We start from the raw sequence: 24,613 nt of genomic DNA, 5'->3' as shown, positions 1-24,613 counted from the left end.
TCAGCCGGTGAGCACCTCGGCCAGCACCGCGGCCTGGCTGATCGTCGGCGACGCGCTCGCCGTCAGCAGCGTCACCGGGCCACCCTCGGCCAGCTCCCGCAGCCGGTCCAGCATGGCCATCCGGTCGGGCTCCCGCAGCTCCGCGCGGTACCGCTCGGCGAACTCCGCGAACCGCTCGGGGTCGTGGCCGTACCAGGTGCGCAGTTCGTCGGACGGCGCCAGCCCGCGGTACCAGCCGTCCAGGACCACCGCGGTGCGGACGGTGCCGCGCGGCCAGAGCCGTTCCACGAGCACCCGGACGCCGTCGGCGGGCCCGGCCGGGTCGGCCAGGCGCGCCACCCGGACGACCGTCGGCTGCATGCGCGCATTCTGCGGCGCGCCCGCCCACCCCGCCACTCCGGAAAGCTCCCGCCGTGCGCAACCGCGTGACCCCGGCCGGCGACGTCGTCGACATCCCGCTGCGCGGCGCCTGGACCGGCAACCGCGGCGTCCTGCACCGCGATCACGAGATCGTCCGCTTCCACGGCGGCGACCTGTGGATCACCTGCGCCCTCGCCTTCCGGGAACGGTGGCGCGAGCAGTGGCTGCCGAACCGGTACACCCACCTGTACTTCCACGACGAAGCCGTCTCGTTCGCCGCCGGGCACCGGCCGTGCGGCGAGTGCCGCCGCCCCGCCTACACCGCTTACCGCGACGCGTGGCCCGGCACGCCGTCGGCCACCGCGATGAACCGGCGGCTGCACTCCGAACGCCTGGTCCGCGGAACGCACGAAAGGCGCCTGCACGAACTGAGCTGGGCCGATCTCCCGGACGGCGTCTTCGTCCTGCGCGGCCACCACCCCGCGCTGAAGGTCGACGGGCACCTCACCGAGTGGACGACCGCGGGCTACGGCCGGAAACAGCCGCTGCCCACGGCAGGGACCGTCCCGGTCCTGACCCCGCCGGCCACGATCGCCGTCCTGCGGGCCGGCTACCCCGTGCAGATCGACGACAGCGCCCGCTGAACGCGCGAAGGGCCACCACGGCGACCGGGGTGGAAAGTCGCCGGGGTGGCCCTACCCCCAGCTCGTGCCGCCTGAGGGAGCGGCAGCCCGCCGGTCTGCACCGGCGGGACGAGCCGTCGTGGACGTCGTCGGGGTGACGTCCGTCGACCGGGCCGGCATCATCGATCAAGCTTGCACCCCCTTGCAGTACGGTGGTCGCCCGGCCGGGTGAACGGAGGTGACGGGGTGGAGTTCCGCATCCTCGGCACCGTCGAGGCGACCGCGGACGGCGCCCCGGTCGACCTCGGTTCCCGCAAGCAGCGGCTCGTCCTCGCCGTCCTGCGGCCGCGGTTCGTCGGCCAGCTGATGCTCGCCCTGCACCGCGAAGGCCGCACCGACATCGCCCTCACCGCCTACCGCGACCTGCGGACCCGGCTCGCCGCCGCGCTCGGCCTGGACCCGGCGCCGGAGCTGTTTCTCACTCACGACCGGCAGGCTTGCGCGCCGCCATGTCGCGGCCGAGACTGCCGAGATGGATCAGCACCTCGTCGACCGCGCCCGGCAGCACTCGCTCGGTGATCTGCTCCGCCGGACCGCCTTGCGGCTGCCGGACAAGCTCGCCGTCGTCGACGGCGACGCCAAGCTCACCTTCGCCGGGTTCGAAGCCGCCGCCAACCGCTGTGCCCACGCCCTCGCCGCGCGGGGCCTGCGCAAGGGTGACCGGCTCGCGCTGCTGAGCCACAACTCCTGGCAGTACGGCGTCCTCGCCTTCGCCACCGCCAAGCTCGGGGTCCTCCTCGTGCCGGTCAACTTCATGCTCGGCGCCGACGAGATCGCCTACATCCTGCGGCACGCCGAAGTCACAGCGTTCATCGCCGAGGACGCCCTCGAACCGATCGCCGCCAAAGCCCTCGAACTGGCGGAGCTGAGCGACGTCGTCCGCGGCCGCATCCCGAAGAGCGGCGGCGGCGCTTGGGAGGACATCGGCACCTGGCTGTCCGAAGGGGACTCCGAAGCCCCGGACGTCCTCGTCGCCGACGACGATCCGCTGCGGATCATGTACACCTCCGGCACCGAGTCGCGCCCCAAGGGTGTCCTGCTGTCGAGCCGCTCGCTCATCGCGCAGTACGTCTCGTGCGTGATCGACGGTGGCATGGGTCCCGACGACGTCGAGGTCCATTCGCTGCCGCTCTACCACTGCGCCCAGCTGGACTGCTTCTTCTCCGTCGACGTCTACCTCGGCGCGACCAGCGTGATCCTGCCCGGCCCGGACCCCGCCGCGCTGCTCGCCGCCGTCGAGCGGGAGCGTGCGACGAAGCTGTTCGCGCCGCCGACGGTGTGGATCTCCTTGCTGCGCCACGAAAACTTCGACCGGACCGACCTGTCCAGCCTGCGAAAGGGGTACTACGGCGCTTCGGCGATGCCGGTCGAGGTGCTGCGCGAGCTGCGCCGCCGGCTGCCCGACGTCGAACTGTGGAACTTCTACGGCCAGACGGAGATGGCGCCGCTGGCCACGATCCTGCGTCCGCACGAACAGCTCGACCGCGCCGGCTCGGCGGGGCGGCCCTCCCTCAACGTCGAGACGCGCATCGTCGACGACGAGGACAACCCCGTGGCACCGGGAGAGGTCGGCGAAATCGTGCACCGCAGCCCGCACGCCACCCTCGGCTACTACCGCGACGAGGCCAAGACCGCCGAGGCGTTCCGCGCCGGCTGGTTCCACTCCGGCGACCTCGGCGTCGTCGACGCGGACGGCTACCTGTCCGTCGTGGACCGCAAGAAGGACATGATCAAGACCGGCGGCGAGAACGTCGCGAGCCGCGAAGTCGAGGAGGCGCTGTACCTGCTCGACGGCGTCGCCGAAGTGGCCGTGTTCGGGATCGGCCATCCACACTGGATCGAAGCGGTGACGGCCGTCATCGTGCCGCGCGAAGGCGTCACTCTCGACGCTGTGCAAGTGATCGACCACGCAAAGGCACACCTTGCCGGTTACAAATGTCCCAAGTACGTCGTGTTCGCGGACCGCCTTCCCAGGAATCCCAGCGGAAAGATCGTCAAGCGGGAATTGCGGGAACGACACAAAGGACTCGCGACCGAGGGCTGAACCACCGAAAACTCCTTGCGTGACACGGGAGGCCACGGATAACGTCGGGTCACCGCCGCCGCTTTCCGAGGAACGCGGGACATGCGTCCCACCAGGGCCGACCGGCCCGGAAACGAGATAGCCAAAAGCCATGGCGCGCGGCGTCCGTCGGGTCTAGTAATGAGGCCGTTCCTCGTTCCCGAACCCCGAAAGGATCTTCCCGTGTCCGTTTTCCTCGCCGTCCTGCTCGCCTTGGGCGCCGGGCTGTTCGTCGGCAGCCGCGTCCACAGCGCCCGCGAGGCCCGCTCCAACTACTCCGCCTACCGGGCCCGCACCGCCAAGGGGTTCGGAGAGATGATCCGGTCCGCGGTGTCCGCTCTGGTCGCGGTGGCCGGGGCCCTCGTGCTGCTCTTCATCCTGCTCAACGTGCTCCAGCAGGCCTGATCGCGGAACCCGACTCATGGCGGGTTGTTGCCGCCCCGGCGGCAGCGCACGCTTTCTCCTGGCCCCGACCGGCGGGGCCGGGAAAGGACTCCCCCCATGAGATCGAGGGTGCTTTCTGCTGCGCTCAGTGCCGCTGTCGGCCTGCTGGGCACAGTCGTCGTCGCCGCGCCGGCCGAGGCCGCCGCGGTCTGCGGTGATCAGGTCGTCGGCAACGGCGGATTCGAGAGCGGTACCGCCCCGTGGACGCAGACCAGTGGCGTGATCTCCGCCGCCACCACGGCGGAGCCCGCGCACGGCGGGACGATGGACGCCTGGCTGGACGGCTACGGCAGCACGCACACCGACACCCTGTCCCAGGCGCTGACGCTCCCGGCCGGCTGCGCTTCGGCGTCGCTGTCGTGGTGGGCGCACGTCGACACCAAGGAGACGACGACCGGCACCGCGTACGACAAGCTCGCGGTGCAGGCGGGTACCGACACCCTCGCGAACTACTCGAACCTCGACAAGAACACCGGGTACGTCCAGCGCACCGTCGACGTGTCGCGCTACCTGGGCCAGACCATCACGCTCAAGATCACCGGCACCGAGGACTCGAGCCTCGCCACCGACTTCCTCCTCGACGACTTCTCGCTGACCACGACGGGCACGAGCAACCCGCAGTCGCCGGTCGTGACGTCGCCGGGCGCGCAGTCGAGCGCCGCCGGCCAAGCCGTGTCGTTGCAGGTCCAGGCCACCGACCCGCAGAACGACACGCTGACCTACACCGCGACCGGCCTGCCCGCCGGGCTGGCGATCGGCGCGAGCACGGGCAAGATCACCGGCACGCCGGCCACCGCCGGGACGTCGTCGGTGACCGTCACGGCCAAGGACCCGGCCGGCAACAGCGGCAGCGCCACCTTCGCCTGGACGATCACGGCGGCGCCGGCGGACTCCACGCGCACCCCGATCAATCCCGCGTACACCGTGAATCTCACCTCGAACAGCTCCGGCACCACCTGGACCGGCCACCAGAGCGTCAGCTTCACCAACGGCTCGGCGACCGCGCTGCCCGAGGTCTACCTGCGGCTGTGGGACAACTACCACGGCAGCTGCCCCTCGACACCGATCACGGTCACGAACGTCACCGGCGGCACGGCGTCCGCGCTCAGCGTCAACTGCACCGCCATGAAGATCACGCTGCCGAGCCCGCTGGCCCAGGGCCAGTCGGCGACCATCGGGTTCGACCTGGGCATCGTCGTGCCGAGCGGCGCCGACCGGTTCGGCCACGACGGCGCGTACAACATGATCGGCAACGCGCTGCCGGTGCTCGCGGTCCGCGACGGCGCGGGCTGGCACCTCGATCCCTACACCAACAACGGCGAGGCGTTCTACAGCCTGATCAGCGACTTCGACGTCACCCTGGTGCACCCGACGTCGCTGCTGACGCCGGCCACCGGCTCGTCGACCGAGACGACCAGCGGCACCACGACCACCACGCACGCCACGGCGTCGAAGGTGCGTGACTTCGCGTGGGCTTCCGGGCCGTTCGCGAAGATCACCACGACGTCCGGCAAGGGCGTGCGGGTCAACGTCTACTCGGTCAGCGGGATCTCCACTACCAGCGCCAACCAGATGCTCAGCCTGGCCGCCGACTCCATCGACGTCCACTCGGGCCGCTTCGGCGACTACCCGTACGGCGAGGTGGACGTGGTGCTGGACAACAACTTCTGGTTCGGCGGCATGGAGTACCCGGGCTTCGTGATGGACCTCGTGTCGACCACGGCGCTCCCCCACGAGCTCGCGCACCAGTGGTTCTACGGGATCGTCGGCGACGACGAGTACAACTCCCCGTGGCTCGACGAGAGCTTCACCGACTACGCCACCGACCTCTACCGCGGGGTCACCGGCAGCGGCTGCGGCATCACCTGGCAGTCGAGCGCGGAGAAGCTGACCAACTCGATGGCCTACTGGGACGCGCACTCGTCGCGGTACTCGACGGTGGTCTACAACTACGGCAAGTGCACGCTGCACGACCTGCGACGGACGATCGGCGACACGGCGATGGCGAACCTGCTGAAGTCGTACGCGCAGTCGCACTGGTACGGCGTGTCCACGACGGCCGAGTTCAAGGCGGCGGCGCAGGCGGCGGCCGGGTCGACCGATCTGACGTCGTTCTGGGCCACGCATCGCGTTGAGGGATGACGCGGTGGGCTGACAATCGAGTTTCGTTCCCCGTCCGTGTCCTGCACTGTGGGGGCATGGACGGGGAACGGCTCTTCTGCGACACGGCGCTGGCCGCGCGGATCGAACGCGCCGAGGCGCGGTTCACGGAGGCATGCAGCGGTGCCGCGCGAGCCCGCCGTGGGGACACGGCCGCGTTCGCGCGGCCGCTCGCCGGCGGCGTCGCGAGCTTCGCCGAGGCGGATTCGCCGTTCACCAAGGTCATCGGGCTCGGTTTCGACGGCCTGCCGTCCGCCGTTTCGCTGGCAGAGGTCGAACAGGCTTTCGCCGAGCGGGGCGCGCCGGTGCAGGTCGAGCTGTGCCAGCTGGCCGAACCCTCGGTGGGCGCGTTCTTGACCGAGCGCGGCTATCGGCTGGAGTCGTTCGAGAACGTGCTCGGCCGGCGGCTCGGCGACACCGACCCGGGCGAGGGTGTCCGGCCCACCCACGACGACGAACTGGAGCCCTGGCTCGCCATGATCGCCGACGCGACCGCGGTCGCCGACACCGAGGGAGTGCCCTCCCACGAGGACTTCCCGCGGGAGACGCTCATCCACGCGTTGCGGGACATGGCCGGGGTCCGGCGGTACGTCGCGGTGCGCCGCGGCGAGTTCGCGGGCGGCGCGAGCTTCCGCGTCACCGACGGGATCGCGCAGTTCACCGGTGCGGCCACCGCACCCGCGCACCGCCGCCGCGGGGTGCAGACGGCGCTGCTGCGGGCCCGGCTCGCCGCGGCCACGGCGGCCGGGTGCGACCTCGCCGTCGTCACGACACAGCCGGGATCGAAGTCGCAGCAGAACGTCCAGCGGCAGGGGTTCGACCTGCTCTACGCGCGGGCGATCCTGGTGAAGGGGACCTCGGCGACCAGCTCGTCCGGGGCCGAGAGCCGCCAGGCCTCGTAGATCAGCTCGGCGACCTCGTCGCGCTCGACGCCGTCGAGGTACACCACGACCCAGCCGAAGCCGCCCGCGGTGAACTGCGCTTCGAAGACGTCGGGGCGTTCGGAGACGAGGGCCAGCTGCTCGGAGATCGTCTGCTTCAGGCCGAGGGTCCGCGTCCGCGGCCAGTAGTACCCGAACCGCTTGCCGCGCACGCTGAACGACGAGTAGTCGCGTGCTTCGGACCGGTCGACGTCCGCCAGCGCGCCGAGCACCCGTTCGAAGTCCTGCACCGGCCCACCGTAGCGCGCCGGTACCGTGCGGGTCATGACCGAGTCCATGGCCCGCCTCACCGGGCACGCCGTCACCGAGTGGCGCCCGATGGCCGGAGATCTTCGCGAAGCCGTCCTCGACGACGGCCGCGTGGTCGTGGTCAAGCGCGGGCACGGGCCCGGCGCGACCGCGGCCGAGGCGGCGGGCCTGCGCTGGCTGGCCGCGGCGGAGGCGGTCCCGGTGCCGTCCGTGGCCGGCCACGACGAAGATTGGCTGGTCGTCGACCGCGTCCTGTCGGGGCGGTCGTCGGCCGCGGCGGCCGAGCGGCTCGGGCGCGGGCTGGCGCGTCTGCACGCGGCCGGAGCGCCGGCGTTCGGCGCGGCTCCCCCGGGCGGGCCCGCCGACGCGTGGATCGGCCTGGCGCCGATGGGATGCGTCCCCGCGGAGGACTGGGCGTCCTGGTACGCGTCGGACCGCGTGCTGCCCTACGTCCGGCGGGCGGTCGACGCGGGGACGTTCGACGCGGCCGACGCGGCGCTGTTCGAGCGCGCGTGCGACCGGATCCCGGCGTCGGCCGAGCCGCCGGCCCGCCTGCACGGCGACCTGTGGACCGGCAACGTCCTGTGGGACGGCCGCGAGGCGTGGCTGATCGACCCGGCCGCCCACGGCGGGCACCGCGAGACGGACCTGGCGATGCTGCACCTGTTCGGCTGCCCGCACCTCGACCGGGTGCTGGGCGCGTACGAGGAGGTCGCGCCGTTGGCGGAGGGCTGGGCCGGGCGGATCGGCCTGCACCAGCTGTTCCCGCTGCTGGTGCACACTGTCCTGTTCGGACGGTCGTACGCCGGGCAGGCGGTGGCGGCGGCACACTCGTTCTAGCAGTGCTGGAGCATGCTTTCCAGCGCCGTCTTCTCGGGGACGGTGATCGTGAGGGCGTAGTTCATCTTGACCACGATCCAGTCGGTGGCGTAGGTGCACCAGTAGGAGACCAGCGGCGGTTTCCACTGGTCCGGCGCCTTGTCGCTCTTCTGCTCGTTGAGGTTGTCGGTGACCGCGTGCAGCTGCGGGCGGATCAGGTCGTTCGCGAACTGCTCGCGGCGCTCCTGCGTCCACGACTTCGCGCCGCTCACCCAGGCCTGGCCGAGGGGCACCATGTGGTCGATGTCCACATCGGACGCCTTCGGCCAGGTTTCGCCGTCGTAGGGGCTGGCCCAGGTGCCGGACTTCGGCGCGCAGTCGGCGTTGACGGTGACGTCCTTGCCGTCGCGCTTGAGGACCTGCTCGCGGGTGTCACAAGCGCCGTCGACCTTGTCCCAGTGCGGGAACTTCTCCCGGCTGTAGCCGTCCATGGTGCCGCGCACGGCGATCTTCAGCTTCGCGAGCTCGGCTCGCGCCTCGGCGGGCGCGACCGGCGGCGCGGCGGCGGTCCCGGTGGGCTGCGACCCGGACGCCAGCCCGTCGGGCACCTTGCAGCCGGAGAGGGACGCGCCCGCGAGGACGGCCAGCAGGACGAGCGCTCGGGTGCGCGGCATCGTGAACCCCTTTCACGTCTACCGGGAGGTGCCCAGGCGACGTCACGGGGAAACGGTGCAGATGGCGTAGTTGAAACGAAACTCACGAGCCATGGAAGACCTGCGCGACGAACACGGCGGCGATGACACCCACGGTGACGAGCAAGGTCAGCACGAAGACGAGGCCCCACGGCACCTGCCGGATCGGCCGCTGCCGCGGGAAGACGGCGTTCCCGCGTGAGGCCGGGATCCAGGGGCCGGGCTCGTCGTCGGCCACGGGTGCCGGCGGATCGGGCGGCAGCGGCACGACGGCGGGCAGTACGGGCAGCGGCCCGAGCGTCGGAAGCCGCGCGGGGAAGCCGTCGGCGAGCAGCGCGGCGCGGGGTGGGGCGAGGTGGGCGAGGGAGAGGGCGTAGCAGGCGTCGAGGACGTCGTCGGCCGACCAGACGGTCCGCCACCGGTTGTGCTGCCCGATGATCCGCCGAAGCCCACGGGGGTCGGCGAGCACGACGGCGACGCCGGGGAAGGAATCGGCTTCGGGCCCAAGCGGTGCGGACTGGACCGGGATCGGCTCGTGCCAGGCTTGGCCCACGTCGAGTTCGCATGGATCCGCTTCGCGCCGAGCACGCTCGGACTCGAGCCCGCTCGCATCCGGCTCGCTCCGATCGAATCCCGCTGTCCCCTCGGCCAACCGCGACTCCGCCACCGGTTCGCGCGGCTCCGGCACCGTGATCGCCTCAGGCTCGGGACCACCTGCGACCGGCTCGTGCCCGGCCGGCTCGGCCAGTCGATCGAGCTGCTCCGCCACCACGTCACGCAGGCCGGGCTCCTCGGCCGGCGGAACGATCGCGACCAGCCCCGTCACGTACCGCCCGCCGTCGTGCGCGGCCAACGCCCCCCTCGCCGCCGCCACTCCCGCCCCGGCCCGCTCTCCCGGGCCCGGTGAGACCCCCGCGCCCGGCGCGTGCGCCGCGATCACCACCACCCCCGACCGGGTGAACACCAGCGCGTCGACGAACCGGGGCCCGAGGTGGCTCGGGACCGTGATCCCGGTCAGCGCCAGGCCCGTCAGGTGGTCCGGACCCGGCCCCCAGGAACGCAGCAACCCCACGACGTGCTCCGCCGGGGCGGGCAGGCGCCGCTGCTCGCCGGTGCGATGGAAGGCCACGAGCACCGCCGGTCACTCCTCCCACGAGAACAGCTCCCCCGACGGTAAGAGCCGGACCACCGCTGCCCCAGCAGCCGAACGAGTGGTCGAACGCCACCGTGCGTAGCCGGGGCATGCTGGGAGCCGCATCCACACCGCACTGAGGGAGACCCCGCATGCCCCCAGCCGCCTACCAAGGCCGCGCGCTCGACGTCGACCGGCCGTTCTACCGGCGGCTCGCCGCGGACGAAGGCCGCGAGCTCGTCGACGCGTTCGAAGTCCCGATCCGCTCGGGGCGGGCCTGGCGGGTCCCCCGGGGCCACCTTTGCCGCCTCAAGACCGTCGAAGGCCCGCAGGTGGGCGACCTCAACCTCTGGAACGCCGACGACCCCCGCGAACGCTTCTGGGCCGCGCGCACCCGGCAGCTCCAGCGCGCCCACGTCAGCACCTTCGACCGGCTCTGGTCGACGCTCCCCTTCCTCCGCCCGCTCGCGACGATCACCGCCGACACCCTCGAAGACCACGGCGAGGACGACGACGGCGGCCGCGTGCACGACCTGCTCGGCACCCGCTGCGACCCCTACGTCAACCGGATGCTCACCGGCGAGGACTTCGACTTCCACTGCCACTCGAACCTCGTGCGCGCGGTCACGCCGTTCGGGCTGACCGAGTTCGACGTGCACGACGTCCTCAACGTCTTCCAGTGCACCGGCCTCAACGACGAGGACCGGTACTTCATGAAGACCTGCCCGGCCCGGCCGGGCGACCACTTCGAGTTCTTCGCCGAGCTGGACCTGCTGTGCGCCCTGTCCACCTGCCCGGGCGGCGACCTCTCGATCCCCCTGTGGGGCCCGGGCGCCCGCGACCCGATCGACGTCTGCCACCCGATCGGCGTCGAGGTGTTCAAGCCCCGGGCGGACCTGCTCGACGGGTGGCGCCCGCCGGAGCGCGCGGCCTACCGGGGTCTGCACGGCGTACGGCTGCCGGAATGGGCCGAGCCTGGCTAACCGTTGCCCCGCAACGGAAACCGACGTGGAGGTTCTCCCCGCGCCCGGTCCGTGTGATGATGGGGACCCGGGGACACCGATCGGCTCGGCGAGGAGTGCGAGTGGACCTGCGGACCGAGATCGCGCAGTCGTGGCGGCGGGCGGAGCTTTCCGGGCTCTCGCCGGCCACCGCCGTCGGCGGGCTCGACATCGCCGACGTCGACAGCCGCAGCCGGCTGCTGCGGGCCGCCTCGCCGGTGCTGGACGAGCTGGCCCGGCAGCTGGCCGGCACGCGGTTCTGCGTCGTGCTCGCCGACGACGAGTGCCGGATCGTCGCGCGGCGGTTCTCCGAGCGGTCGGTCGAGCTGGCGCTGGAGAACATCAACGCCGTCCTCGGCTGCCAGTTCCTGGAGGAGCGGACCGGGACGAATTCCCTCGCGACGCCGTTCGAGACCCGCCGCGGCGTCTCCGTCGACGGCGACGAACACTTCCTCGAAGCCATGAAGCAGTTCACCTGCTACGGCCACCCGGTGGTGCACCCGACGACGCGGCGGCTGGCCGGCGTCCTCGACATCACCGGCCCCGCGGGCGACGCGAACCCGCTGCTCGGGCCGTTCCTGCGGCGCGCGGTCGCCGACATCGAACGGCGCCTGCTCGACGGCGCGAAGCTCGCCGAGCAGCAGCTGCTGGCCGCGTTCCAGTCGGCGCAGCACCGGGCGTGCGCGGTGCTGGCGCTCGGCCAGGACGTCGTGCTCGCGAACACCGCCGCGACCGAGCTGGTCGACACCGCCGACCACCGGCTGCTGCGCGAGCTGGGCCGCACGCAGCGCGGCCTCGGCCGGCTCCGGCTGACGTCGGGCACGCCGGTCGAGGTGCGCGTGGAGGCGGTGTCGGCGAGCGCCGGGCTGCTGTTCGAGCTGGCGCCGGTGCGGACGTCCAGCCCGGTCGTGTCGCGCCCTCGCGCCGAGCGCGGCCTCTTCCCCGCCCAGGTCGACGAGCGCCTCCGCAGCGCGGGGCGCGCCCGGCGGCGCGTGCTGATCTCCGGTGAACCGGGGGCCGGGCGCAGCACGGCGGCCCGCGTCGTCGCCGGGGACGAACCGGTGCACGAGTTCGACGCGTCCGACGTCGTCGCCGGCGAGGCCGAGTGGTGTGCGCGAGTGACGGCGGCGGCTTCGCTGCGCGGCCTGCTGGTGATCGACGGCATCCAGCTGCTGTCCCCGCTGGCCTCGGTCCGCCTGGCCCGGCTGCTGGACACGACGACGGCCTGGTTCGCGCTGCTCAGCGGCTCGCCGTCGGAGCTGCACGGCGAGCAGGCCACGCTGGCCGCGCGCATGCACCGGCGGATCGAGCTGCCGCCGTTGCGCGAGCGACGCGACGAAATCCCGGCGATCGCCCGGGCTCTGCTGCGCGGCTTCAGCGACTCCCTGCGGCTGACCCCGGGAGCGCTGGAGCTGCTGGGGTCCCAGCAGTGGCCGGGCAACCTGCGCGAGCTGGCGGGAGTCCTGGCGGGCGCGGCCGACCGCCGCTCGGCGGGCGACCTCACGGCGGACGACGTGGCGCCGGGCTGCGCGGAGACGGCCCCGGGCGCCGCACTGAGCGGCTGGGAACAGGCGGAGTACGACGTGATCGTCCGGACGCTGCGGGCGTGCGACGGCAACAAGGTACGGGCGGCCAAGCAGCTGGGCATCAGCCGGTCCACGCTCTACAACCGGATGCGGGCGCTGCGGGTCCGCTGAGCCGCGGTGTCCGGGATTTGGACACTCCGCGCACGCGTGGTCTCCACACAATCGAGGCACGAAGGGCGCACCGCCGCACGTGGAGGAGATGGCCGTGAAGACCAAGGCAGCCGTACTGTTCGATGCCGGAAAACCGTTCGAGATCATGGAGCTGGACCTCGACGGCCCGGGCCCCGGCGAGGTGCTCATCAAGTACACCGCCGCCGGGCTGTGCCACTCGGACCTGCACCTGATCGACAACGACCTCGTGCCGCGCTTCCCGATCATCGGCGGCCACGAGGGCGCCGGGGTCATCGAGGACGTCGGCCCGGGCGTGACCAAGGTGCAGCCCGGTGACCACGTCGTGTGCAGCTTCATCCCCAACTGCGGCACCTGCCGCTACTGCTCCACCGGCCGCCAGAACCTCTGCGACATGGGCGCCACCATCCTCGAAGGCCACCTGCCCGACGGCACCTTCCGCTTCCACGGCGGCGGGCAGGACTTCGGCGCGATGTGCATGCTCGGCACGTTCTCCGAACGCGCCACCATCTCGCAGCACTCGGTCGTCAAGGTCGACGACTGGCTGCCGCTGGAGACCGCCGTGCTGGTCGGCTGCGGCGTCCCGACCGGCTGGGCCACCGCCAACTACGCCGGCGGCGTGCGAGCCGGGGACACCACCGTCGTCTACGGCATCGGCGGCATCGGCATCAACGCCGTGCAGGGCGCCGCGCACGCCGGCGCGAAGTACGTCGTCGCGGTCGACCCCATCGAGTTCAAGCGGGAGGCGGCACTCAAGTTCGGCGCCACCCACGCCTTCGCCACCGCGGCCGAAGCCGCCGAAAAGGTCAACGAGCTCACCTGGGGCCAGCTGGCCGACCAGGCGCTGATCACCGTCGGCACCGTGGAGGAAGACGTCGTCAGCGAGGCGTTCAACGTCGTCGGCAAGGGCGGCACGGTCGTCATCACCGGCCTGGCCAACCCCGAGAAGCTCACCGTGCACGTCTCCGGCGGTGTGATGACGCTGTTCGAGAAGACGATCAAGGGCACGCTGTTCGGCTCGGCGAACCCGCAGTACGACATCGTCCGGCTGCTGCGGCTCTACGACGCCGGGAAGCTCAAGCTCGACGAGCTGGTGACCCGCAAGTACACCCTCGAGCAGGTCAACGAGGGCTACCAGGACCTGCGCGACGGCAAGAACATCCGCGGCGTCATCGTCCACGGCTGACCACGTCCACAGTGGACCTGGACGCGGCGTACCGGCTGAACCCGCGTACCGCTCTCGACGGGCCGGCCCACTGCTGTGAACGGCGGGAGCGGTGTTCCCTCGGCACGCCCGACGTGGTCCGGTTCGTCCGCGCACTGGTCATGCACGCCTCGGTCCGCGACGCTCTCGACGCCGCGGACCTGGGTGGGACGAGCCGGGCCCGGGTGGTGGCGGCGCTGGAGCACCTCGCCGCCACCGGGGTCATCGTCGCCGCCCCGTGAACCACCGGTTCACGGGCGCGGCGCGTTGCGCAGGTTGGTGCGCGCCAGCTCGACCATCTTGCCGACGCCGCCGTTGAGCACGGTCTTCGTGGCGCCCAAGGCGAACCCGCGCACCATCTCGCCGGTGATCCGCGGCGGGATCGACAGCGCGTTCGGGTCGGTCACCACCTCGACGACCGCCGGGCCGGGGTGGACGAACGCCTTTTCCAGCGCGCCGCGGACGTCGGCCGGGTCCTCGACCCTCGCCGAGTGGATCCCGCAAGCGGCCGCGATCGCCGCGAAGTTCACCGGTGCGTGGTCGGTGCCGAAGTCCGGGAGGCCGTCGACGAGCATTTCCAGCTTCACCATGCCGAGCGTGGCGTTGTTGAACACGACGACCTTGACCGGGACGTCGTAGGCGGGCAGCGTCAGCAGGTCGCCCATCAGCATCGCGAGCCCGCCGTCGCCCGAGAGCGACACGACCTGGCGGCCCGGCTGGGCGAGCTGCGCGCCGATCGCGTGCGGCAGCGCGTTCGCCATGCTGCCGTGCCGGAACGAGCCGAGCACGCGGCGGCGGCCGTTGGGGTCAGGTACCGCGCGGCCCAGACGTTGCCCATGCCGGTGTCCACGGTGAACACCGCGTCGTCGGCGGCGACCTCGTCGAGCACCGAAGCGACGTACTCCGGGTGGATCGGCCGGCGGTGCTCGATCTTCGTCGTGTACGCGCCGACGACCTTTTCCAGCTTCCGCACGTGCTCGCGCAGCATCCGGTCGAGGAACGCGCGATCGGTGCGGGGCCGCAGCAGCGGGAGCAGCGCGCGCAGCGTCTCCTTGACGTCGCCGTGCACCGCCAGCTCCAGCGGCGTCCGCCGGCCGAGGCGCGAGGCGTCGTGGTCGACCTGGATGGTGCGCGCCTGCGGGAGGAACTTGTCGTACGGGAAGTCCGTGCCCAGCAACAGGATCCGGTCGGCTTCGTGCATGGCGTCGTAGCACGCGCCGTAGCCGAGCAGGCCGCTCATGCCGACGTCGAAGGGGTTGTCGTACTGGATCCACTCCTTGCCGCCGAGCGAGTGCCCGACCGGCGCACCGAGCTTCTCCGCCAGCGCCATGACTTCGTCGTGCGCGCCGCGGACGCCCGCGCCGGCGAAGAGCATCACCTTCTCGCCGGAGTTCAGCAGGTCCGCCAGCTCTCGGACGGTCTCCGAAGCGGGCACCGCGGGCGACGGCGTGACCAGCGGGAGGCGCTCGGTCAGCGGGCCGGTGGCCTTGCGATCGGCGAGGTCGCCCGGGATGGTCAGCACCGCGACGCCGCCCTTGCCGACGGCGGCCTGGGTGGCGATGCGCAGGAGCCGCGGCAGCTGCGCCGGGTCCCCGACGACCTCGCTGAAGTGGCTGCACTCGGCGAAGAGCCGGTCCGGGTGCGTCTCCTGGAAGAAACCGGTGCCGATCTGGTCGGACGGGATGTGCGACGCGATCGCCAGCACCGGCGCGCCCGATCGGTGGGCGTCGAACAGGCCGTTGATCAGGTGCAGGTTGCCGGGCCCGCAGCTGCCCGCGCACACCGCGAGCTTGCCGGTGACCTGTGCTTCGGCCGCCGCGGCGAAGGCGGCCGTCTCCTCGTGACGGACGTGCACCCATTCGATGCCGTCGGTCCGGCGGATCGCGTCGACGATCGGGTTGAGACTGTCGCCGACGATGCCGTAGACGCGCTCGACGCCCGCGTCCCGCAGGGTCCTGACCAGCTGTTCTGCCACGGTTGCCATACCTCCAGGGTGGCCCGTCACGACCGATGCGTCCAATGCCTGATTGGATGAAAATCCATACACTGGAGACATGGACGTCCAGACGCTGCGGCTCTTCCGCGAGGTCGCGGCCGGCGCGACCGTCACGGAGACCGCGGCCGGCGCACACCTGACCCAGCCGGCGCTCTCCCGCGCCCTGCGACGGCTGGAGCACGACGCGGGCGCCGAGCTGTTCCGCCGGTCCGGGCGGGTGCTGCGGCTGACCCCGGCCGGGCACGCCTTCAAGCGGCACGTCGACCTCGTGCTCGACCAGCTCGACCAGGGCCTGCGCGAAGTCGGCGAGATCGTCGCACCGGGCACCGGGGTCGTCCCGCTGGCCTTCCTGCACACGTTCGGCACCTGGCTCGTGCCCTCGGTCTTGCGGGGCTTCCTGCGCGAACACCCCGGCGCCCGGTTCGAGCTGCGGCAGCACGGCGAGGCCGGGCTGGAGGCGGAGCTCCTGGAGGGCACCGCGGACCTCGTCATCACCAGCGGCGACCCGGGGCACCCGCAGCTGCACTGGACCCGCCTGCTCGTCGAGCCGCTGCGGCTCGCGGTCCCGCCGCACCACCGGCTCGCCGCGCGCCGCCGGGTCCGCCTCGCCGACCTCGCGGACGAGACGTTCATCCTCCTCCGAAAGGGTTACGCGCTGCGCGAAACCACCGAGCGCCTGTGCGCCGAGGCCGGTTTCGCGCCGCGGATCGGGTTCGAGGGCGACGAGGTCGAGACGCTGCGCGGGCTCGTCACCGCCGGGCTCGGCGTGGCCGTGCTGCCACTGCCGCACACGGCCGAGTTCGTGGCACCGCACGTCGAACTGACCGATGTGGACGCCGCGCGCGACATCGGCCTCGCCTGGGCGGCGGGCCGGACTCTCCCGCCGCTGAGCGAAACCTTCCGGCGGTACGTCCTCGCCGCCGACCTCGACCGTCCACAAGGGACAATGTGAGAATCGCCGTACGGACACGCAAAGTGACCGCCGGTGTGCCAGGGTGGAGGCATGGTCGCCGCGCTGAGATCCTTCCTGACGTCCTGGACCTCCGTCACCCCGGTGCTCGGCCTGGTCGTGCTGGCGTTCGCCTGGGGCCGCGACCTCGGCCCGGTGTTCGTGGCCGTCGTTGCGATCGCGCTGGGCGCGACGGTGCTGGCCGCGGTGCACCACGCGGAGGTCGTCGCGCACCGCGTCGGCGAGCCGTTCGGGTCGCTCGTGCTCGCGGTCGCGGTCACCGTCATCGAGGTCGCGCTGATCGTCACGATGATGGTTTCGGGTGGCCCCGAGGCCGGTTCGCTCGCGCGCGACACCGTGTTCGCCGCGGTGATGATCACGACCAACGGCATCGTCGGCATCTCGCTGCTCGTCGGTGCGCGCCGCTACGGCGTCACCCTGTTCAACTCCGAAGGCAGCGGCGCCGCGCTGGCCACGGTCGCGACCCTGGCCACGCTGAGCCTGGTGCTGCCGACGTTCACCTCCAGCACGCCCGGCCCGGCGTTTTCGCCGGCTCAGCTGACCTTCGCGGCGGTCGCGTCCCTGGCGCTGTACGCGATGTTCGTGCTGACGCAGACCGTGCGCCACCGCGACTTCTTCCTCCCGGTCGCGGCCGACGGCAAGGTCAAGGAGGACGACCACGCCGACCCGCCGTCGAACCGGGCCGCGCTGGGCAGCCTCGCGCTCCTGCTGGTGGCGCTGGTCGCGGTGGTCGGCCTGGCCAAGGTGGAGTCCCCGGCGATCGAGGCGGGGGTGCGCGCCGCCGGGTTCCCGCAGTCGTTCGTCGGGGTCGTGATCGCGTTGCTGGTGTTGCTGCCCGAGACGCTGGCGGCCACGCGCGCGGCGCAGCGCGACCGGATGCAGATCAGCCTCAACCTCGCCTACGGCTCGGCGATCGCGAGCATCGGCCTGACCATCCCGGCGATCGCGCTGGCGTCGGTGTGGCTGCCGAGCGATCTGCTGCTCGGCCTCGGTTCGACGCAGATCGTCCTGCTGGCCCTGACCGTCGTGGTGAGCGTGCTGACGGTCGTGCCCGGCCGGGCGACACGCCTGCAGGGCGGCGTGCACCTGGTGCTGCTGGCCGGCTTCCTGGTGCTGGCCGTCAACCCCTGACGCCGGACGAAGGTGCCCTTCGGCTCACCGCCCTCCCGTGACCTCGATCCCGACCACGCACGTGTCGTCATCCGTGTCGGCCGTGCTGTACGTCAAGAGCGTGTCCAGCTGGTGCTCCAGCCCGCCGTCGTGGCCCTTCACCAGGCTCACCAACCTCGACACCGTCTCCTGCACCGGCCGGTCGCGGCGCTCGATCAGGCCGTCGGTGTAGATCAGCAGGATGTCGCCCTCGGCGAGCTGAACCTCCTCCTCCTGGTACGCCACGTCCCGGACCGCGCCCAGCAGCGAACCGCGCAGCAGCGGCAGCGTCGTCGCGCCGCCGTCGCGGTGGCGGACGATCGGGGGCAGGTGCCCCGCGCGGGCCCAGCGGAGCTTGCGGGTCGCCGGGTCGTACACCGCCGCCACCGCCGTCGCCGTGACGTGGTCGGTCAGGTGGTAGGCCACCAGGTTGAGCCACGTGAGCAGCTGCGCCGGCCCGGCGCCGGTCGCCGCCAGGCCGCGCAGGGCGTTGCGCAGGCTCACCATCCCCGTCGCCGCGTCGATGCCGTGCCCGGCGACGTCGCCGACGCACAGCAGCACCTCGCCGGTCGGCAGCGCGACCGCGTCGTACCAGTCGCCGCCGACCAGGTGCTCCTTCTCCGCGGGCCGGTAGCGGACCGCGGCGCGCAGGCCCGGCATGTCGACCGGGCCCTTGGCCGGCGGCATGATCGCGTGCTGCAGCTGCAGCGCGAGCCGGTTGCGCTCGATCGACTCCTGCTCGCTCTCGGCCAGCCTGTCCCGCGTCGCGGCCAGTGCCACCTCGGTCCAGTGCTGGGACGAGACGTCCTGGTACGCCCCGCGGACCGCGACGAGCTCGCCGCGGCCGTCGACGACCGGCTCGGCGACCACCCGGATGTGCCGCGCGACGCCGTCGGAGCGCTGCAGCCGGAACGCCGTCGACGACGGCCGCCGGTGGTGCAGCACCGCGCGCAGGAACCGGCCGATCCCCTGCGCGTCGTCCGTGTGCGCGTGCGCGGCCAGCTCGGTCAGCGACAACGGCGTCGCGGTCGGCGGCAGGCCGTACAACGCGAACAGTTCGCTGTTCCAGGTGATCGCCCCGGTCACGACGTTCTCTTCGAAGCCGCCGATGCGGCCGAGCCGCTGGGCGTGCTGCAGCAGCACCGCGAGCTTGGCCGCGTCGTCCTGGATGCGCAGGATCAGCAGCACGTTGCCGGCGAACCGCGTCACGCTGATGTCGGTGAGGACGGTCAGCGGCACCTGGTCGACGAGGGTGGTGACCGCCATGCTCTCGGCGCGGAACGGCTCGCCGGTCGCGTAGACCCGCTGGATCATGTCCAGCAGGCCGCTCTCCCCGGCCGCGAGCGGATAGGTCTCCAGCAGCCGCGTGCCGACGATCCGGCTGCGCGGCCGTCCACCGGGGTCGGCGAACCGGACGTTGGCGTGGTGGATGCGGAAGTCGCTCAGCCGGCCGCCGTCGAGGCACGGCGAAAGCAGCACGGCCGGGTCGTGCAGCCCGTCGACGAAGTCCACCAGCTCGCCGAGGAAGTCGCCCGGACCGCCGGCGGCCACCGGGGCGACCACGCCGTCCGAGGTGTCGAGCGTGTGCGCGCACAGCTCGGCGAGTGCCTCCAGCTGCCGGCGCTGACGCCCGGGCTCGGCGGGTAGCGGGTCGGGCCAGCACATCTCGACGACGCCGATGATCCGGCCGCCGGTGCCGGTGGGCACCGCGACCCGCCCGCCCCCGGCGAGGGTGTGCTGCCCGATCGACGGCAGCCCGGCACCGGACAGGGTCGGGTGCCAGACCGTGTCGCGCTCCAGCAGCGCGTTCCGGGCCGGGGTCGCGACGCCGGGCGGGACGTAGCGCCAGCGCGCCGCCTCCTCGGCCGAGAACCCGGCCGACCCGGCGAGCGTCAGCGACCCGTCCGGTCCGGCGAGCCACACCGCCACCGCGGTCGCGCCGAGCGGCCGCAGGGCGTGCTCCAAAATGGACTCCGCGACGCGCTGGGTGTCCCCCGCCGCAAGCACTCCGCTTTCGGCGGTGCGCAGCCGCACCGCGACGGACTCCTCGCCCTCGGCCTGGGCCAGGAACTCCTGCGTCACCTCGGTGATCCGGTCCTCGGCGGCCTCGCCGACGACCTCCGCGGCGAACTCCAGCGGCGTCAGCCCCGCGCGCTCGGCCAGCGTCTCCAGCTGCCGGGCGGCGTCGGCGGGCGTGCAGTGCAGGCGTTCCATCAGGACGCCCTTGGCGAGCTCGATCAGTGCGCGGCCGTCGGCGACGGCGTGGGCGTGGTCGACCTCGCCGCGCAGGCGGGCGACGGTGTCGGCGAGCCGGGCGAGGTTGGCGGACACCTGCGCCGCCGGCACCGCGACGACCTGCTCGTCGGCGGCCGGCAGCTCGTCGCCGATCACGCCGTCACGTGCCGCTTGATGCGGTCGACGAGGTCGTCCGCGTCCACCGGCTTGGTCACGTAGTCGGTGGCGCCCGACGCGAGGCTCTTCTCGCGGTCGCCGGGCATCGCCTTCGCCGTGACCGCGATGATCGGGATGCCGGCGTGCTCGGGCATCGCACGGATCTTCGCCGTCGCGGTGTACCCGTCCATCTCCGGCATCATCACGTCCATCAGGATCAGGTCGATCCCGGGGTGCGCGGCGACGGTCTCGACGCCCTTGCGGCCGTCCTCGGCGTGCAGCACCTGCATCCCGTGCAGCTCCAGGATCCCGGTCAGCGCGAAGACGTTGCGCGGATCGTCGTCGACGATCAGCACCGTGCGCCCGGACAGGGTCGTGTCGACGTCGGCGGCCCGCACCGGCGCGGCCGGCTCGTCCGGGCGGACCAGCGGCAGCACCGCCCCGGGTTCCTCCGCCGACAGGTGCAGCGCGATGCGCTCGCGCAGCTCGTCGAGACCGGACAGCACCTCCAGCGACTGCACGTCCGCGCGCGACTGCACCAGCTGTTCCAGTTCGCCGTCGAGCCGGCGGCTGTTGTGCGCGAGGACCGGCACCATCCGCAGCGCGCTGTCGCCCTGCATCGCGTCGAGGAAGCCGAACGCCGTGCGGTCCGGCAGGTCCAGGTCCAGCACGACGCAGTGGTAGGCGTCGGTGGCGAGCGCGGCCGCGGCCTCCTGCGTGCCGACCGCCGTCACGACCTGGACCTCGGCCGGGGAGATCCCCATGTCCCGGCTGTCGGCCAGGTCCGCGGCGGCGCTCTCGGCGACGAGCGTCAGCAGCCCGTGCTGGCGCTCCTCCACGACCAGCAGCCGCCGGTGGGCGCGCGGCACCGAGGCCGTCAGTGCGGTGCCCGGCTCCCCGGTCGCGACGGCCGTGCCGGGGTGCTCGGCCGCCGGGAGCGTCGCGAAGTCCGGCCGGGCGACCGGCAGCGAGAACGTGAACGAGCTGCCCTCGCCGGGCGTGCTCTCGGCGGTGATGAACCCGCCGAGCAGCTGGGCGATCTCGCGGCTGATCGACAGGCCGAGCCCGGTGCCGCCGTACTTGCGGCTGGTCGTGCCGTCGGCCTGCTGGAACGCGCCGAAGATCGACTCCAGCTGGTGCTCGGCGATGCCGATGCCGGTGTCGGTGACCCGGAACGCGACGGCGGGGCCGTGCGCGCGCAGCGGCCGCGGGAGGGTGTCCGGGTCGACGGGCTCGATGTGCAGCTCGATCCCGCCGACCTCGGTGAACTTGACCGCGTTGGACAGCAGGTTGCGCAGCACCTGCCGCAGCCGCGAGTCGTCGGTGAGCAGCTCGGGCGGCGAACCCGGGGCGACGGTGATCCGGAAGTCGAGGTTGCGCTGCGAAGTCATCGGCAGGAACGTCGCCTCGACGTAGTCCAGCAGGCCGCGCAGCGACACCTGTTCCGGGGTGACGTCCATCTTCCCGGCCTCGACCTTCGACAGGTCGAGGATGTCGTTGATCAGCTGCAGCAGGTCCGACCCGGCGGAGTGGATGATGCCCGCGTACTCGACCTGCTTCGCGCTGAGGTTCCGGGTGGGGTTCTGCGCGAGCAGCTGGGCGAGGATCAGCAGGCTGTTGAGCGGGGTCCGCAGCTCGTGGCTCATGTTGGCCAGGAACTCCGACTTGTACTTCGACGCCAGCGTGAGCTGCTGGGCACGGGCCTCCAGCTCCTGGCGCGCCTGCTCGATCTCCAGGTTCTTCGTCTCGATGTCGCGGTTCTGCGTGACCAGCAGCGCCGCCTTCTCCTCCAGCTCGGCGTTCGACGACTGGAGTTCTTCCTGCCGCGCTTGCAGCTCCTGCGACCGGGCCTGCAGCTCCCCGGTCAGCCGCTGCGACTCACCGAGCAGCTCGTCGGTGCGGGCGTTGGCGACGATGCTGTTGACGTTGACGCCGATCTGCTCCATCAGCAGCTCGAGGAACGCCCGGTGCACCGCGGTGAAGCCGTGCACCGACGCCAGCTCGAGCACGCCGAGCACCTGGTCCTCGACGACGATCGGCAGCACGATCAGGCTGGCCGGCGCGGTGCGGCCGAGCCCGGAGGAGATGGTGGCGTAGCCGGGCGGGACGTCGTCGACCGCGATCGGGCGGCGGCTGCGCGCGGCCTGCCCGACGAGGGACTGGCCGATCCGGAACCGCACCACCGGGCCCTCGCCGTCGGGGTGGCCGTACGCGCCGACCAGCCGCAGCTCGGGGACCTCGGCGGTGTCGTCGGCCAGGTAGAACGCGCCGAACTGGGCGTTGACCAGCGGGACGAGCTCGTCCATCACCGCGGCCGCGACGACGGCGAGGTCACGGCGGCCCTGCATCAGTCCGGTGATGGTGGCCAGGTTCGACTTGAGCCAGTCCTGCTCCTGGTTCGCCCGCGTCGTCTCGCGCAGCGACTCCACCATCGAGTTGATGTTGTCCTTCAGCTCGGCGACCTCGCCGGAGGCGTCGACGGTGATCGAGCGGGTCAGGTCGCCCTCGGCGACGGCGCTGGTGACCTCGGCGATTGCGCGGACCTGCCGGGTGAGGTTCCCGGCCAGCCCGTTGACGTTCTCCGTCAGCCGCTTCCACGTGCCGGACACGCCTTCGACCTCGGCCTGGCCGCCGAGGCGGCCTTCGCTGCCGACCTCGCGCGCGACGCGGGTGACCTCGGCGGCGAACGCCGAGAGCTGGTCGACCATGGTGTTGATCGTCGTCTTCAGCTCGAGGATCTCGCCGCTGGCGTCGACGTCGATCTTGCGGGTCAGGTCGCCCTGGGCGACGGCGGTGGTCACCTGGGCGATGTTGCGGACCTGCCCGGTGAGGTTGTTCGCCATCGAGTTGACGTTGTCGGTGAGGTCCTTCCACGTGCCGGCGACGTTCGGCACGCGCGCCTGGCCGCCGAGCATGCCCTCGGTCCCGACCTCGCGCGCCACGCGGGTGACCTCGTCCGCGAACGCCGAGAGCGTGTCGACCATCGTGTTGATGACGTCGGCCAGCGCCGCGACCTCGCCCTTGGCCTCGACGGTGATCTTGCCGGACAGGTCGCCGCGCGCGACGGCGGTGGCGACCTGGGCGATCGAGCGCACCTGGCCGGTCAGGTTGGACGCCATCACGTTGACGTTGTCGGTGAGGTTCTTCCAGGTCCCGGACACGCCGCGGACGGTCGCCTGGCCGCCGAGGTTGCCCTCGGTGCCGACCTCGCGAGCCACGCGGGTGACCTCGTCGGCGAACGCGGACAGCTGGTCCACCATCGTGTTGATGGTGTCCTTCAGCTCGAGGATCTCGCCGCGGGCGTCGACCCGGATCTTCTGCGACAGGTCACCGCGCGCGACGGCGGTGGTGACCTGGGCGATCGAGCGGACCTGCGCGGTGAGGTTGTCGGCCATGACGTTCACCGACTCGGTGAGGTCCTTCCAGGTGCCCGAGACGCCCTTGACGTCGGCCTGGCCGCCGAGGCGGCCTTCCGTGCCGACCTCGCGCGCCACCCGGGTGACCTCGTCCGCGAACGCGGACAGCTGGTCGACCATCGTGTTCAGCGTGTCCTTGAGCTCCAGGACCTCGCCGCGGGCGGTGACGTTGATCTTCTGGGACAGGTCGCCCTTCGCCACCGCCGTCGCGACCTGGGCGATGTTGCGGACCTGGTCGGTCAGGTTCCCGGCCATGAAGTTGACCGAGTCGGTCAGGTCGCGCCAGGTGCCGGAGACGCCCTTGACGTCGGCCTGGCCGCCCAGCCGGCCTTCGGTGCCGACCTCGCGCGCCACGCGCGTGACCTCGTCGGCGAACGACGACAGCTGATCCACCATCGTGTTGATCGTGCTCTTGAGCTCGAGGATCTCGCCGCGGGCGTCGACGGTGATCTTCTGCGACAGGTCGCCCTTCGCGACCGCCGTGGTCACCTGCGCGACGTTGCGGACCTGGTCGGTCAGGTTCCCGGCCATGAAGTTCACCGAGTCGGTCAGGTCGCGCCACACGCCGCCGACCCCGGGGACCTGCGCCTGACCGCCGAGGCGGCCTTCGCTGCCGACCTCGCGCGCCACGCGCGTGACCTCGTCGGCGAACGACGACAGCTGGTCCACCATCGTGTTGACGGTGTCCTTCAGCTCCAGGATCTCGCCGCGGGCGTCGACGTCGATCTTCTGCGACAGGTCGCCCTTGGCCACCGCGGTCGCCACCTGGGCGATGTCGCGGACCTGCGTGGTGAGGTTGCCGGCCATGGCGTTCACCGAGTCGGTGAGGTCCTTCCACGTGCCGGAGACGCCGGGGACCTTCGCCTGCCCGCCGAGCTGCCCCTCGCTGCCGACCTCGCGCGCGACGCGGGTGACCTCGGAGGTGAACAGCGACAGTTGGTCGGCCATGCCGTTGAACACGGTGGCGATCTCGCCGAGCAGGCCGTCCGTCCCGCCCGGCAGCCGGATGCCGAAGTCGCCGTCGCGGACCGCGGTCAGGCCGGCGAGCAGCCGGCGCAGCTCCTGCTCCCCCGCCTCGCCCACGCCCGAAGCGTCCGCCCCCGCACCCGGGCGCGTCCCCTCGACCATTGCCCCACCCATCCGCCACCCGTTTCTTCGCTTGTCGTGCCCCCGGCGCCGTCCCGGTGTGCCCACCGGGATGGCTCAGCATAGTGCAGCTGCACTATGCT

The 24,613-nt window shown here is 72.1% G+C and carries 19 protein-coding genes and 1 pseudogene; 13 read left to right on the top strand and 7 right to left on the bottom strand.

Features of this window, described 5'->3' with window-relative positions; all coding sequences use genetic code 11:
* The gene (locus AB0N03_RS25615) at nt 1–360 is read right to left on the bottom strand and encodes a DUF488 family protein (protein ID WP_364376576.1); all 360 of its coding nucleotides are present in this window, start codon (nt 358–360) and stop codon (nt 1–3) included.
* A gap of 53 nt (nt 361–413) precedes the next feature.
* Between AB0N03_RS25615 and AB0N03_RS25610 the strand changes: the two genes are divergently transcribed.
* The 6 genes from AB0N03_RS25610 (at nt 414) to AB0N03_RS25585 (ending at nt 6,611) form a co-directional block, all read left to right on the top strand.
* Nucleotides 414–1,004 (top strand): hypothetical protein, encoded by a 591-nt coding sequence (locus tag AB0N03_RS25610; protein WP_364376573.1) that lies wholly within the window; start codon nt 414–416, stop codon nt 1,002–1,004.
* A 225-nt stretch (nt 1,005–1,229) separates the two neighbouring features.
* On the top strand, nt 1,230–1,562 hold the full coding sequence (locus tag AB0N03_RS25605; protein ID WP_364376570.1) for a BTAD domain-containing putative transcriptional regulator: 333 nt from the start codon (nt 1,230–1,232) through the stop codon (nt 1,560–1,562).
* Nucleotides 1,516–3,087: an acyl-CoA synthetase gene (locus AB0N03_RS25600; protein ID WP_364376567.1), complete on the top strand. Its 1,572-nt coding sequence runs from the start codon at nt 1,516–1,518 to the stop codon at nt 3,085–3,087. Before AB0N03_RS25605 ends, AB0N03_RS25600 begins: the two co-directional genes overlap by 47 nt.
* A 201-nt stretch (nt 3,088–3,288) precedes the next feature.
* Nucleotides 3,289–3,510 carry a hypothetical protein gene (locus AB0N03_RS25595; RefSeq protein ID WP_364376564.1) on the top strand — a complete coding sequence of 74 codons (222 nt, stop codon included), beginning with the start codon at nt 3,289–3,291 and terminating at the stop codon, nt 3,508–3,510.
* A 108-nt stretch (nt 3,511–3,618) separates the two neighbouring features.
* On the top strand, nt 3,619–5,691 hold the full coding sequence (locus AB0N03_RS25590) for a putative Ig domain-containing protein (RefSeq protein WP_364376729.1): 2,073 nt from the start codon (nt 3,619–3,621) through the stop codon (nt 5,689–5,691).
* Between the two features lie 56 nt (nt 5,692–5,747).
* Nucleotides 5,748–6,611 carry a GNAT family N-acetyltransferase gene (locus AB0N03_RS25585; RefSeq protein ID WP_364376561.1) on the top strand — a complete coding sequence of 288 codons (864 nt, stop codon included), beginning with the start codon at nt 5,748–5,750 and terminating at the stop codon, nt 6,609–6,611.
* On the opposite strand, the gene AB0N03_RS25580 is transcribed toward AB0N03_RS25585, so the two are convergent.
* On the bottom strand, nt 6,536–6,916 hold the full coding sequence (locus AB0N03_RS25580) for an MmcQ/YjbR family DNA-binding protein (RefSeq protein ID WP_364376558.1): 381 nt from the start codon (nt 6,914–6,916) through the stop codon (nt 6,536–6,538). The genes AB0N03_RS25585 and AB0N03_RS25580 overlap by 76 nt on opposite strands.
* Between AB0N03_RS25580 and AB0N03_RS25575 the strand changes: the two genes are divergently transcribed.
* Nucleotides 6,915–7,739 (top strand): fructosamine kinase family protein, encoded by an 825-nt coding sequence (locus AB0N03_RS25575; protein WP_364376555.1) that lies wholly within the window; start codon nt 6,915–6,917, stop codon nt 7,737–7,739. The genes AB0N03_RS25580 and AB0N03_RS25575 overlap by 2 nt on opposite strands.
* On the opposite strand, the gene AB0N03_RS25570 is transcribed toward AB0N03_RS25575, so the two are convergent.
* A complete protein-coding gene (locus AB0N03_RS25570) occupies nt 7,736–8,392 on the bottom strand; it encodes a DUF1524 domain-containing protein (protein WP_364376553.1) in 657 nt (218 codons plus the stop codon). The two genes, AB0N03_RS25575 and AB0N03_RS25570, sit on opposite strands and share 4 nt — an antisense overlap.
* Before the next feature lie 82 nt (nt 8,393–8,474).
* A complete protein-coding gene (locus AB0N03_RS25565) occupies nt 8,475–9,545 on the bottom strand; it encodes a hypothetical protein (RefSeq protein ID WP_364376550.1) in 1,071 nt (356 codons plus the stop codon).
* 149 nt (nt 9,546–9,694) lie between these two features.
* Between AB0N03_RS25565 and AB0N03_RS25560 the strand changes: the two genes are divergently transcribed.
* From AB0N03_RS25560 to AB0N03_RS25545, 4 genes are all read left to right on the top strand, one after another.
* Nucleotides 9,695–10,525, top strand: coding sequence for an urea carboxylase-associated family protein (locus AB0N03_RS25560; protein WP_364376547.1), 831 nt, complete (start codon nt 9,695–9,697; stop codon nt 10,523–10,525).
* Between the two features lie 101 nt (nt 10,526–10,626).
* Nucleotides 10,627–12,240 carry a helix-turn-helix domain-containing protein gene (locus AB0N03_RS25555; RefSeq protein ID WP_364376544.1) on the top strand — a complete coding sequence of 538 codons (1,614 nt, stop codon included), beginning with the start codon at nt 10,627–10,629 and terminating at the stop codon, nt 12,238–12,240.
* A 94-nt stretch (nt 12,241–12,334) separates the two neighbouring features.
* On the top strand, nt 12,335–13,444 hold the full coding sequence (locus AB0N03_RS25550; RefSeq protein WP_364376541.1) for an NDMA-dependent alcohol dehydrogenase: 1,110 nt from the start codon (nt 12,335–12,337) through the stop codon (nt 13,442–13,444).
* 11 nt (nt 13,445–13,455) lie between these two features.
* A complete protein-coding gene (locus AB0N03_RS25545) occupies nt 13,456–13,704 on the top strand; it encodes a hypothetical protein (RefSeq protein ID WP_364376538.1) in 249 nt (82 codons plus the stop codon).
* A 9-nt stretch (nt 13,705–13,713) separates the two neighbouring features.
* Here the strand turns inward: AB0N03_RS25545 and AB0N03_RS25540 are convergent.
* Nucleotides 13,714–15,446 (bottom strand): annotated as a pseudogene (locus AB0N03_RS25540) (pyruvate dehydrogenase).
* Nucleotides 15,447–15,516: 70 nt separating this feature from the next.
* Between AB0N03_RS25540 and AB0N03_RS25535 the strand changes: the two are divergent.
* Both AB0N03_RS25535 and AB0N03_RS25530 read left to right on the top strand, forming a co-directional pair.
* On the top strand, nt 15,517–16,410 hold the full coding sequence (locus tag AB0N03_RS25535) for a LysR family transcriptional regulator (RefSeq protein WP_364376535.1): 894 nt from the start codon (nt 15,517–15,519) through the stop codon (nt 16,408–16,410).
* 51 nt (nt 16,411–16,461) lie between these two features.
* The gene (locus AB0N03_RS25530) at nt 16,462–17,559 is read left to right on the top strand and encodes an ionic transporter y4hA (RefSeq protein ID WP_364376532.1); all 1,098 of its coding nucleotides are present in this window, start codon (nt 16,462–16,464) and stop codon (nt 17,557–17,559) included.
* Between the two features lie 24 nt (nt 17,560–17,583).
* Here AB0N03_RS25530 and AB0N03_RS25525 read toward each other — a convergent pair whose 3' ends face one another.
* The gene (locus AB0N03_RS25525; RefSeq protein WP_364376530.1) at nt 17,584–19,968 is read right to left on the bottom strand and encodes a SpoIIE family protein phosphatase; all 2,385 of its coding nucleotides are present in this window, start codon (nt 19,966–19,968) and stop codon (nt 17,584–17,586) included.
* The gene (locus AB0N03_RS25520; protein ID WP_364376527.1) at nt 19,965–24,512 is read right to left on the bottom strand and encodes a HAMP domain-containing protein; all 4,548 of its coding nucleotides are present in this window, start codon (nt 24,510–24,512) and stop codon (nt 19,965–19,967) included. The genes AB0N03_RS25525 and AB0N03_RS25520 overlap by 4 nt, the downstream gene beginning before the upstream one ends.
* Nucleotides 24,513–24,613 lie beyond the last annotated feature (101 nt).

This window comes from Amycolatopsis sp. NPDC051061 (genome assembly GCF_040682935.1).
GTDB lineage: Bacteria > Actinomycetota > Actinomycetes > Mycobacteriales > Pseudonocardiaceae > Amycolatopsis.
The sequence above is the reverse complement of the archived record's forward strand: the minus strand, read 5'-3'. Positions and strand labels throughout refer to the sequence as shown.

Coding starts and splice junctions, on each gene's coding strand:
- AB0N03_RS25615 (WP_364376576.1), bottom strand. CDS start 360: ATGCAGCCGACGGTCGTCCGGGTGGCGCGCCTGGCCGACCCGGCCGGG.
- AB0N03_RS25600 (WP_364376567.1), top strand. CDS start 1,516: ATGGATCAGCACCTCGTCGACCGCGCCCGGCAGCACTCGCTCGGTGAT.
- AB0N03_RS25585 (WP_364376561.1), top strand. CDS start 5,748: ATGGACGGGGAACGGCTCTTCTGCGACACGGCGCTGGCCGCGCGGATC.
- AB0N03_RS25575 (WP_364376555.1), top strand. CDS start 6,915: ATGACCGAGTCCATGGCCCGCCTCACCGGGCACGCCGTCACCGAGTGG.
- AB0N03_RS25580 (WP_364376558.1), bottom strand. CDS start 6,916: ATGACCCGCACGGTACCGGCGCGCTACGGTGGGCCGGTGCAGGACTTC.
- AB0N03_RS25570 (WP_364376553.1), bottom strand. CDS start 8,392: ATGCCGCGCACCCGAGCGCTCGTCCTGCTGGCCGTCCTCGCGGGCGCG.
- AB0N03_RS25560 (WP_364376547.1), top strand. CDS start 9,695: ATGCCCCCAGCCGCCTACCAAGGCCGCGCGCTCGACGTCGACCGGCCG.
- AB0N03_RS25535 (WP_364376535.1), top strand. CDS start 15,517: ATGGACGTCCAGACGCTGCGGCTCTTCCGCGAGGTCGCGGCCGGCGCG.
- AB0N03_RS25530 (WP_364376532.1), top strand. CDS start 16,462: ATGGTCGCCGCGCTGAGATCCTTCCTGACGTCCTGGACCTCCGTCACC.
- AB0N03_RS25520 (WP_364376527.1), bottom strand. CDS start 24,512: ATGGTCGAGGGGACGCGCCCGGGTGCGGGGGCGGACGCTTCGGGCGTG.